Annotated in this window: 7 protein-coding genes and 1 pseudogene; 2 read left to right on the top strand and 6 right to left on the bottom strand. The window is 59.0% G+C overall.

Annotation, left to right across the window (positions count from 1 at the left end; translation table 11 throughout):
• Positions 1-612: a hypothetical protein gene (locus AC1DCM_RS22955; RefSeq protein WP_477519833.1), complete on the bottom strand. Its 612-nt coding sequence runs from the start codon at positions 610-612 to the stop codon at positions 1-3.
• A gap of 193 nt (positions 613-805) precedes the next feature.
• Here AC1DCM_RS22955 and AC1DCM_RS22950 point away from each other — a divergent pair, with 193 nt between their 5' ends.
• Positions 806-2,566: a DUF4434 domain-containing protein gene (locus AC1DCM_RS22950; protein WP_477519832.1), complete on the top strand. Its 1,761-nt coding sequence runs from the start codon at positions 806-808 to the stop codon at positions 2,564-2,566.
• Positions 2,567-2,631: 65 nt separating this feature from the next.
• A complete protein-coding gene (locus AC1DCM_RS22945; protein WP_477519831.1) occupies positions 2,632-3,687 on the top strand; it encodes an LCP family protein in 1,056 nt (351 codons plus the stop codon).
• A 40-nt stretch (positions 3,688-3,727) separates the two neighbouring features.
• Here the strand turns inward: AC1DCM_RS22945 and AC1DCM_RS22940 are convergent, their stop codons facing one another.
• The 5 genes and pseudogenes from AC1DCM_RS22940 to AC1DCM_RS22920 form a co-directional block, all read right to left on the bottom strand.
• Positions 3,728-4,564, bottom strand: coding sequence for an acyltransferase (locus AC1DCM_RS22940; RefSeq protein WP_477519830.1), 837 nt, complete (start codon positions 4,562-4,564; stop codon positions 3,728-3,730).
• 7 nt (positions 4,565-4,571) lie between these two features.
• Positions 4,572-6,467: a hypothetical protein gene (locus AC1DCM_RS22935; RefSeq protein WP_477519829.1), complete on the bottom strand. Its 1,896-nt coding sequence runs from the start codon at positions 6,465-6,467 to the stop codon at positions 4,572-4,574.
• Positions 6,468-8,492, bottom strand: coding sequence for a CDP-glycerol glycerophosphotransferase family protein (locus AC1DCM_RS22930; protein WP_477519828.1), 2,025 nt, complete (start codon positions 8,490-8,492; stop codon positions 6,468-6,470). It abuts the gene before it with no gap.
• 927 nt (positions 8,493-9,419) lie between these two features.
• Positions 9,420-9,667 (bottom strand): annotated as a pseudogene (locus AC1DCM_RS22925) (transposase); the annotation flags it as partial.
• 160 nt (positions 9,668-9,827) lie between these two features.
• Positions 9,828-11,459, bottom strand: coding sequence for an IS1634 family transposase (locus AC1DCM_RS22920; protein WP_477519827.1), 1,632 nt, complete (start codon positions 11,457-11,459; stop codon positions 9,828-9,830).
• Positions 11,460-11,575: the final 116 nt, after the last annotated feature.

Here is an 11,575-nt window from a genome sequence, read left to right as displayed (position 1 = left end):
CTACTTGCCGTTGAGGCGGGGTCCGCGGATCCCCTTTGAGCGCAAGGCACGGAAGTACGCAAGGCCCAGCAGCAGCAACACCAAGACCGTCAGGCCCTGGACAAGGGGGTTGTTCTCCGCGACAGGGGCCAGGGCCACCTTCAAGGGGCCGGTGATGTCCGCGCTGACAACGGGCGGGGCGGCGGTTTTGGTAGGAGTCGGTGTGGGCGTGGGCGTTGCTTCGGCCGTGGCCGTTGTGGTCTCTTCCGGGACTTCAGGCTCCACAAAGTAGTTCTCAATGGCAACTTCAGTGGGGACAGCAGGAGTGGGCGACGTAGCAGGAGGACTCACGGCAGGCACTTCCGCGGGCGGAGCGACGGGCTCGACGACGGGCGGCACCACGGGTGCGGGAGCTGGCTCTTCGGAGGGCTGGGCAGGTTCCGTAGGAATAGGTTCCAGAGTGGCCGGAGGCGAGGACGGCTGAATGACGGGCGGGATGATGACCGGGAACGTAGGCTCAGGCGTGGGCGATGGGTCCGCCGGCTGTTCCGTGTCTGTGCCAGGGTTGGTTACCGTGGTGGCCATGGCCGGCTGGGTACCAAAAAACCCCAGAATAGCCAGCAAGATGACCACAAGTGCGGCTTGAACACGTCTGATTCCGGTGCCCAACTTTCCCCCCGTTGATATGTCGTACAGAACGCTATGAGCGTCCGTTCCAGCGCGTCCACCTGAATGAGGGTAGGCGCGGCCRCCAACAGCAGGAGAGCAGCCCGGTTTAGTCTACCGTATGGATAACAGTCATTTGATTCCGTAGGATCGTTTGCTGATGCCGACCCCCAAGGAATTCATGACGCTCATTCGCGGAAGCCGTCCACGCATCAAAGTCCTCCTCGCGGCACTTGTGCTCGTAGCCGGAGTCGGAGGAACGGCTTTGGTTGCGCCCAGCCCCAGCATGGAGGCGGAGCGGCCGGCTCAGGATCCACAGCCCCCAGCGGCCCCGAAGCAAACTCCGGCTGCCCGGGCGCCGAAACCGGCAAGCTACCCGATTGGTGGCTATTTCGTTTTCGCCACCCCGAGCACGTCGAGGAACCTACAGAAGCTCAGCGAAATGAAGGCAGCAGGCGCCGATACCGTCATCACTTTTGGAACGCCTCTCGCGCCGGCTACCTTGGCAACGCTTCCCAAGGAGTGTGTCATCGATGGAGTGAGCTGCGCCCAGGCTGCTGCAGGAACCCTGGAGGTCAATCGCTATTTCACGTACTCCGACGGAAGCGTATGGAGCAGCCAAGCATTGAAGTGCCCTAAGGACCGCAGGATCACCAGCCAAGGCAAGGCATTCGTTGTGTTGGTCCTCCCAGCCCAAGGCAGCGGCTGCACGTCTACGAACGGGAAGTACGACGTGGTGGTTGCGGGGGGTGGCACTGCGGGCGGCATGGATCCCGCAGCTTCCCTGGCCTTGGCGGCCACGAAACTTGGCATGAAGTTCTATGCGGGCCTGCCCCTGCCGGTGAAGAGAACGGATACGCCGTACCTCCCCGATGTTTCCTATCAGGGGGCTTTGACGCAATTCACGGAGCGCTTCCTTCAGTATCAGGCTGCGGCAAATAACGTTAAGGGTCTGGCTGGCTTCTATCACAGCACAGAAATGCCCGTCACCGATGGCCACACTTTCGATCCCATCCTGGATCTGTACCGGATGCAGAACCAAGCCATCCATCGGATCTTTCCCACCCGCGGCGCAATCGTAAGCCCGTACCTAGACGCGCGGGTCAGCGCTTTCAGTATCAGCCTTACGGAGGCTCGAAACGGGATCCGAAGAATTGCCCAGACGGCCAGCGGGCTGGTTCTGAACATCGCCATCCAAGACGGCATGGGAACCGGCAAGGGTGGAGCGTTTCAGTCGAACGAAGCGAACTCGGCAGTGGACCGCTATGCCGAGAGCATCGTGGGCAAGGGCTCGTGGAGCAGCAAGTACGTGGCACCCATTCGGGACTACTTCCTGGCAGCTGCTGCGGGCATTTCCGGAACGGGCGCCGTCCTGTGGGCAAACTTGGAGGGCATGGCTCCGGCCACAGCCTCCAACCCGTGCGGTGACAGTCTCCGCGGCCAAAGCTCCAAAGCGAGGATAGACAGGCAACTGCAACAGCTTGCCAACGCGCAGAAGATCATTTCCTTCATGTGGGATTCGTATTACACCTGCGTTGGTACGGGCGTTCCCCTCAAGGCCCAAGTGGAGTCCGGAATTGCAACGCCCATTATTACCGACGCGACTTTTGACGCATCCACCGGCCAAGTGCGGATAACAGGCTTCAATCTTTCAGGTGGTAACGCCCAGGTGAAGTGGACCACTAAAGGCGGACAACGCCTTGTGAAAACCGTGAAGCCCACAAGTACGAATACAGCCTACGGAGTGCAGACCGGCATGAACCCGGAACTGGAAATGGTCCTCGTGAACGTGGGCAAAACAACCCTGGCTGCCGGTCGGTACTACACGGTCAATGTCACCAATCAATGGGGCAAGGAAAACGACGACTTCTATTCGCAACGCGTCTACACGGAGCAGGCTTCGCGGGGCACCAAAGGCTAGCTCCGGACATGGCGTGTTTGTCCATTTGTTAGAATCGACTCTGCTGCTGCCAACTCTAGGAATACATGACGCACCCCATTGATACCGAAGCCGTTGCGACAGACTCGCGTCCGCGACGTCAAAAGAGCTCCAAAAAGACGGCTCGAAACGTCCTCCTCGGCTTCGCGGCAGCAGTGGTGATCATAGGCGTGGTCTGTGGTCTGTACGTCTATAACCTGGCCCAGACTTTCAACAACGGCACCACCAAGATCGAGAATGCTTTCCCGGACGAGGCCACACGACCCACTAAGAACGTCACGGGTGCCATGAACATCCTTGTCATGGGCAAGGACAAGAACGCGGACAGGTCAGTGGACACGGATGACTCCGCCCCGACAGACCAGCGGACCGACACTCTTATCTGGGTCCACGTCCCGGCGGACCGCAAGAACGTCTTCGCAGTTTCCATCATGCGTGACACTTGGGTGAACATTCCTGGGCATGGCGAGGCGAAAATCAACGCCGCAATGGCCCAAGGCGGGGTTGCTTTGACTGTCCAGACTGTGGAGTCGCTCTTTCAGCAGCGCATCGACCACGTAGCGATGGTGGACTTCGAGGGCTTCAAGGGACTTACTGACGCCTTGGGTGGCGTGGAAGTCAACATTAAGCAAGGATTCACCCCCAGCGTGCTGAAGGGCAAAGTCACCTTCCAGGCGGGCAAGAACATGCTCGACGGCGAGAAGGCGCTGGCCTTCGTACGTGAGCGCAAGTCCTTCCCTGATTCCGATTACACGCGCGTCAAGAACCAGCAGCTTTTCCTCAAGGCCGTCATCAGCAAGACGATCTCCCGGGATACCCTCACCAACCCGGTCAAGGTTAACAACATGGTGGATGCGATCTCCCCGTATGTCAGTGTTGACAAGGACTTTGATGCCGCCACGATCGGTGGGCTGGCATTGCAGTTCAAGGACCTTCGCGAGAAGGACACCGTGATGTTCACCCTGCCTAACCTTGGCGTCGGCACTTCGACGGACGGCCAGTCGATCGTGTTGGCGGACAATGCCGCCATTTCGGAGATTGCCACGGCCATTGGACAGGACAACCTGGCCGCTTATGTCACCGCCAAGGGTTTGGGGAACTAGGCGTCCCATCCCGAGGGCAATCGCGGGGTTGGTGTGCTGATCAGATGAAGAACCTGTTCTTCCACGTCATTTGATCCAGCTTGTGGCACCACGCGGCCCGTTCGTGCCCAGAGGACGCTAAGTCCAACTGGCCCTCCAATTCTGCAATGTCCAACACATTCTGGTCACTCCTGTATATGAAATCGTCCCGTGGATGGACGGAGCTTCGCTCAGTCTGTGCAACCGTGTAAGCATGCACTGAAGGACGCGTCCAGAAGATGCCTTTGCCGACGATGCGGGCCGGGACCCCGGCTGCCGTTGAGTTGGACGGGATGCTTTTGGTGACCAGCGCCCGGGCTGCGAGGATACTGCCCGAACCTACCCTTGCGCCTTTGAGCAGCAAGGTGTCCTCGCCGAGCCACACGTGGTCACCAACCCATATGGAAGCGCTGGGATTGATTCGCTGGTGGGTCAGCGTGGAAAAGACGAGATGTGGATCGGCCGTGCGGAGGGCAACACGGGATGCAAACATGCCATCGCTTCCAATGATGACGTGTTTGCGTTCCGTTGGCAGAAAATGGGCCTCCGCCGTGAATGATGCATCCGGGCCGAGATAGAACACAGATTCTTCAAAAACAGTGGCAATCAGCCGCAAGTATCGTTCTGAGCGGCGTAAGTGGATGACTGCCCCGTCGCCTAGAAACCGAAGCCTTGAATTTCGCAACTTGACGCCGTCCTCCACGAACAGCACGTTTCCCGTCCCAGCAAACTCCACCGAGGAGCGGAGAAACTCCGATTCGGGCGTCTGATTCAAATGAACAACGTTGTCCGTGATGGTGGAGACATCCGCGTAGGAGCGAATAATTTGGGGTTGAACCAGTCTTCCGGAGCCAGCCACGGAGTCGCTATCCGACGTTTACGGGCACATCATGCGAGGCCTGCGCCTCATCCACAATGGCAACAACGGTGGCGGGCTTCCAGTCCACTGCTCCAAATGTCTCCCCCGCCTCGTCAGCCGAGTCGGCATCATGAATCACGATCAACAGATGTTCGGCTTTAGCGGCGATGACGAATCTCAAGGCAAGTAGGTCCGCCATGGCCCAGCCATCCAGAGGCTCCACGACGGCAACATGCGAAGCCTTATGCTCGCCACGGTCAAAGGTCTCGCCGGAAACATCGATTTCGGCATCGCTCACGAAGTGGACTTCCATCGTGTCGCCGTCGATGTCTGCTCCATAACTGCGATACCGAAAACGGGCGAAATGGTCACCGTCCAGGACCACATACGTCTGTGGATGCTTCGCGTGGAGACTCAGAGCAGCCGCACTCATTGAGTGCAGGACTTCCTGCTTCGAATCCTGCATCAAAGGCCCGGGCAGAGTGCCAGTCCACTGAGTTCCATTGGCCTCGATGGCTACAACCGCTGAAAGTTGCTGAATCGGATCGTAGGCAGGATAGAGCTGCTGCTTTTCCGAAGTGAACTTCAGGAAGTCATAGGAATGTTCGGACATCGACTGCAGGAACCTGGTCTTGCCCAGCCAACCTTCAATGAACCAGTTGGCGCGGGCAATCTTAGAGCCGGCAGAATCTACCCGAACCTGCACTTGAATGCCGTTTTCTTGGGGGAAAGAACGTACTTCGTCGGCAGCAAAGTCCCGATGCTGCTGGCCGCCCAGGAACCCACGGATAAGCCCCAGCATGGCGGGCAACGCGGCCCTTGCCACGTCAGAGTGGACACCGTCTATGCGGTATTTCGTGAGGTTGGGGACGTCTCGAACAAGCTCAATGAGTGAGTGGTTGCTGAGTTCATCGGAGTTCGTGTAAAAATAGTCGATCCTCCGTCCCTCAGCGAAGTATTCGCGCAGGCTGTCCTCAGGCTGCTGTACATCGTGGAATGCGCGGTTCCGGAACAGGTTGTCTCGAAAGAACGGCTTGTTGAAGTAGTACGGCAAATTCATTTGCGGCACAGCCAGCAGGAGCTGGGCGGCCGGAAAGTCTTTTGCATAGTCGATGGCTATGCTGCCGCCTTTGGAAGCTCCGAAGAACAGCATCTGTGCTGGGTCGATACTGAAGCGGGTCCGCAGGTCCTCGATGGCCTGCCGAATCCGGTGGTACAAAGGCCGACCAGCGTTGTCCACCATCATGTAGGAGCCCGCGGCAAGGTAGCGGTCCTGAAAACACACCATAAGGGTGTCCTTCAGGTCGGCATCGGTAATGGCCTTGAGATAACTGACGGCGTACGAGATCCGTGAAGTTGATGGCCCGAATCCTGGGAAAGTTATGAAGAGCTTCTTGGGATTGGTGGTGTTGCCCCGGAGCGAATAGTAGGTGTCCCCGTGCTGCTCCACGCCGTACTGGTGATCGTATTTCAGCTGCTGCGGAGTCGTGAATGCACCACGACCGATCTTCAGCTCATAAGGTGCGTCAATGTCCAAGGTAAACCGCTTGGGGTCCTTTGAGGTGACGATAATGTTGCGATATTCAAGCGGGAAGCCGCGAGCCGGGGGTTCTATCTTGTTCCCATAGACCACTTCGCCGTCCTGGAGCAGCTTGAATCCCCTGCCCTTATACGCTTGCCACTTTGCAATGGTCAGTTTTGCAAAGTAGGTTCCTTGCGGCAGATTTTCGGACGCCAACCTACGAATGCTGCCTTCCATGCCCTTGGCCTTGATGAATCGCCGTGCTGGTGCGTTGGCTGGGGATGCCATCAGTTTGCGGGCGAAGCCGGTGCCGGCCTCGGAGTAGGCGGCATCTACAGCGATGCCGGTGATGGTGCGTTTGATGGCTCGGATCTTTCTCATTTAGAGACTCAGCATCCTCTCAACGATTTTGGCATTGATTCTTTGGGGATCCACTCCCTGGAAGAAGCGTTCGCGACGGGCACTGAATAGTTCATGAGGCCTGAGATAGTGCTCATGAACGATGTGGTTGATAAGGTCTGCGTGCACCTCAAAGACCGGGCCCAAGCCATCATCGCGGTAGTCCACTCGGCCTTCGTAGGGTTGCTCATGGAAGAAGTCCGCCGAGTCCCAGTGATAATAGGCAATGGGCGCGCCAATAAAGGCAGCATCAAGCACGGCCGAGCTGTAGTCGGTGAAGACCATCTCAGCTGAGGAAATGGCTTCGCGGTAGCTCAAATCAGTCCTGACAACATTCTTGGAGAACCTAAATTGGCTGGCTCTCTTTTCCACGTTTGGATGGAGTTTCACGTGGAGAGTCCGACCAGTTTCTTCGAGGAACGCCAGTAGCTCTGGATCCGAGAGGATGGCGTCGATCGCACGGAAGTACTCCGACTGGGCGAACTGTTCGGTGGACACTTGGTGCAGGTTAAATCGCCACGTTGGCATGAAGAGCAGGTGCTGTGCCTCATGTGGCGTTCTGGTCAGGGCCTCGAAGCGGGGCAGCCCTGAGTTCAAGGTTTCGACAGGGGCAAGCTTGCCCAGATAGTCGGCTTCGAGTTGGCCCGTGGCCACGAACACATCGAAGTATTTGGAGAGGATCCAGTCGGTCATGTCGTTCAGCTGGATGCCGTGCTGCAGATACACGAAGCGGGAGTTCGCGAAGGACTTGCCGCGGTATCTGATGTTGTAAATCTGGGACGAAACCACCAGGTCCGAGATGAGGAACTTCTCGTAGAACTCGGTGGTGAAGATCGGGATCAGCTTGAAGCCCTTTGCTTGCAGCCGTTCCCAGTCCGGCGATTTCGGATTCAACGCAAAGTACGCCTCCGTGAACTCCTCATGGTTCACCATGAAGTATTCATACAGGTGCTCAGCATTGTCGTCTGCCTGTAGTGGCCTATCAAAGAAGAGCAAGGTTGACGACGGACTGATGGGTCGGCTGTAGAAGTCGTAGCTGGCAGCCCGTGAATAGCCAGGCCGTAGATCTCTCGGCCGATACGACTTCTCGATGACGACGGTGTCCCCGCCGAAGTGCAATTCATAGAGGGGTGGCTGAGACCCTTCCGTGGGCTGGCCCTCCCTGAAAGACAAATATGAATCACGGTCGCTCAGCTGCTTATAGAGGTGGGTATCGGACTCCGGGTCAGACAGCCAGCGAATCCAGGACGCTTCCACCGGCTGCAATGGTTCAACGAATCGGAGCAGTTCGACCAGACGATAGGACCGGACCACGTCCCGGAGATTAGCCAAGGCAACGTGTGTCACCTTCCCAGCCCGCATCCCCCGAAGGAACAACGCAACATACCGCACCAGGTGGAGACGGACTTCCTTGGAAGCCGTTGGGATCAGTGGGACCAGCCGCATGACGTCCTGCACTATTTGCAGGCCAATGGCCGCTTTGGTGTCAGATGCGACTGAGAAGCCTGTAGCGAGAGGCTTTACCGTTCCGATGGACCAGTACAGACGGTAACTGAGATACAGGGCCGAGCGGTCGACGTCGCCAATTGCTTCCAACGCGTCCCTCAGCCGGCGGGTGTTGAAAATAACGCCGAATACGTCAGTATCCCGGGCGTAGCGATACGCGTCGTCGATCTTGGTCGCGGCCACGTTCTGGGAGATCACCCCCATGTACATGACTGGTTCAGCGAGATAGACCGTCCGCGGACGTAGATAATCCAACATCGTGGTCATGTAGGTAGGTGCGAGCTGATGCGACGTCCTCATGAACACCACGTATTTGGTTTCGACCATTTCGCAAAGCCGTGTGATTTCCTCCGTTGTGAGCGGTTCATCAACCTGGAGTATGGAGAACTGCGCTTCATACCGAAGCCTTGCGGCGATGAGTCTCCGGTACATCACGGACTCCCGGTCAACACCTCCGGGAGCCTCGAGGATGATGGTGACCAGGGGAATTGAGTCGGGCATGTGAGTCCTAGGGAATCGATGGCACGGAAGATCCCTTGGGCGCAGATCCCTCATGCCTACTTGTAGTTCAGATACACAGTGAGCTTGTAAGCCAGATCGTGACGCCGAATTTTCTGAAACGTGGTTTCCGGTTGGATTTAACCGCAACCACCCTCGCGCAGAATTAGGGCGTCCCGTCGCAACGTTCGCAAAGCCTCCTCCGTGACCCGGACAAAGCACTCGGCAACCGCCCCATCCCCCACAGCAATCAGCGTTCTTGCCGGCTCCTTCGGCGAGATTCCGGGCTGGGGAATTGGCCTCTCCGGCTATCCGGCCTAGGCTTCGATGGCCTCCACCATTGTGGATACTGCCGATCTTCTTCACATGGAAGTGGATCATTTCGCTGGGCCACGCGGACTCATAACGGTGGGCGTCCTGGTTCCAGTTGCACGGTCCGTAAAGCAGAGCGCTGGGCAGCGGTAGCAGCGGGGGGCTGCTTCGTGGTTTCAGGTCCATTCACCACGCCATCGATGACCATTCCTGCCACGTCCACTCCGAGATCCTGCCCGACAAGGCCCAAGAAAATCGCCTCGACTTTCGTGCGTAACGCCATGGCCGCATTCGCCGCCCAGGGCGTAAAGATCAAACGAGTGCTCCCCGACTACGGCTCTTGCTGCCCGTGCAAAGGCCTTCTGCCCCGGTCCTGACGGACAACGGTATCCGCCAAAAACGCACCAGCCCTTACCGATCCCAAACGAACGGCAAAGTTGAACACCTCAACCACATCGTCCTCAAAGAGGAGGGCCTACATCGGGCCCTTTGCTTCAGAAGCCGCACGCTGTAGCTGTTACCCGGAATTCATGGAGCATTACGACAAGAGCAGGCCCCACACCTCACTTCAAAGGGGCTCTTCACGGTTCGTGGGGAAATAGATCCCTGGGATGAGCGTCATGCTGCCGTCCGGGCGGCACTTCTCAAGAGAATAACCGATTTGTAGTTGGCAGGATTGCGATAGCCAGGGCAGTGCGTTTGATGTTCTTGATCGCCGTGTTGTTGGCCTCTACCTTGCCTGTCGTGGCCCCGGTAATGATGAGTACTTCAATCTCCTTCCACCATCTGCAGACGGTGCGGTAGAGCCTGTTGGTTTCCGGCCGTGCGGCTGCCATGACTAGCTCCTCGAGTACCTTTTTGGCGCTTCATCAGCCAGCCGCGTCACAAGGCCCACCGGGTAGCTGAGGGCGGTTGGAAATTGGTCGCAGTCGTGTAGTCCGGCCACCGCCCCGAAGTTCCGATGCCTTAAAGCTGAAGGGCTCGTGGCCCTGGTGCGAGGATGTTCTCCTGACTTGGCTCATTTCCTTAGTGCGTGATTTTTGGACCGTGGATCGCGTCGAGGATGGCTTGCTCGTCGGTGGAAATGTCGGGAGCGAATCTCTGTTTGGTGCCGTTGATGGCGATGGTCGCTGAGCGCAGGGGCCGGAGTTGTTTGACGACGTTGGCGATCGCCAGTCCGGTCCTGTTCTGGACGGTTCTGGATACTGCCAGCGCGGTGAACACGATCGTCAGGTGTGCCTCGATCGCGTCCCGGGTGCGGTGAAACATGGGCCTGGCCCGCAGGTCTGTCTTGCTCATCCGGAAGGACTGCTCGACATGCCACAGGTCGTGGTAGGAGGCGATGACTTCCGTCGCGGCCATGGCCGTTGCGGGGATGTTCGTGACGTAGCCCTTCAGGCCGGCCAGCTGCCGGGCGCGTGTCAGTGATGCCTCGTCGAGGCTGCGTTTGCCGCCGGATGTCTTCACGAACCGCGGGGTGCGGGCAGCTTTCTGTCCCTCGATGACCTCGCGGGCCCGGTTCTCCTGGGCCGTGAGGGTGGTGGCGTCGCGGACCGCTCTCTTGCGGGAGTAGGCCCACACGGCCCGCCACGAGCCGGGGTGGATGGCGGGGTCCCAGACGGGCTCGGCGCGCAGGTCGGGGTTGTTCTCCTTGGTGTGGCCGGTTCTGGGGGTGATGGTGTCGATCAGCTGACCGTCGCTGAACGCGTCGCCGTGCCAGCGGAAGTGCGAGGCCAGGTCGGTCGGGGCCTTCGTCATCCGGGAGCCGACGATGAAGCGCAGGTTCGCCTCGTCCAGTTCGCGAAGGTTGCCGGCGGAGAGCATGCCGGCGTCGGCGACGACGACCATGTCGGCCAGGCTGTGGCGGGCCTGGAACTGCTTGATGATCGGGATCATGGTCGCGGTCTCGGCCTTGTTGCCTTCGAAGCAGCCGATCTCCAGCGGGAAACCGCGCCGGTCCACGAGCAGGCCGACGACGATCTGGGGGTCGACCCTGCGCTCCTTGGAATAGCCGACCTTGCGCAGTTCGTCTTCGTTCTCGGCCTCGAAGTAGAGCGTAGTGACGTCGTAGAGCACCAGGGAGATGTCCCCGTCGGTGCTGGCGTGCTGGAAGCACCAGGTCGCGATCCGGTCGCGGTACTTGCCCGCTGCGGCCCGGCCCAGGGTGCGTTTCATGGTCGCGTAGCTGGCCGGGGACTGGCCCAGGTCCCGAAGGATTCTGCCGGCATCCAGCAGAGATGTCGGTTCCACGACCCGGGCGATCACCAGGTCCCGGAACACCTCGTCGCCGAGGCCATCGAACCCCAACGCTGTAAACACGCCGGCCAACGCATCGAACAGGACCCGCGAGTCCGTGCCGACCACCCGTCCCGGACCATCACGACCGGCTGGCGTCACCACGCCGGCCGCCTCGAACAAGCCCTGCCCGGCAGGGACAACCAGGCCCTTCACTGCAGGGGTGGGCTCAACACCGAGATCCAGGACGCCCTGGGCAGGATTATCCAGCAGCTCACGGGCGCGCTCGAGCAGCATGCCAAGCTCTGCCTCCGTATGCGCCGAGCCGACGTGCTCCACGATCCGCTGACGGCCGCGAACATACTCGGCGATCTGCACTGCCGTCGCTCCCGAGGCCGTCCGCACCCTCCTGATGAACACCACACCGGTGACACTAGAACAAAACCCCTTAGTGCGTGAAAAAGCAGCATTCCGCCAACATCACCGCAGGTCAGAGCCTCGACCCACCCCGAAGCCGCGAGCCGTGAGCCAAGTCAGGT

Source organism: Paenarthrobacter sp. 10N417 (genome assembly GCF_056394745.1).
This window is presented reverse-complemented; position numbering and strand designations above follow the sequence as displayed.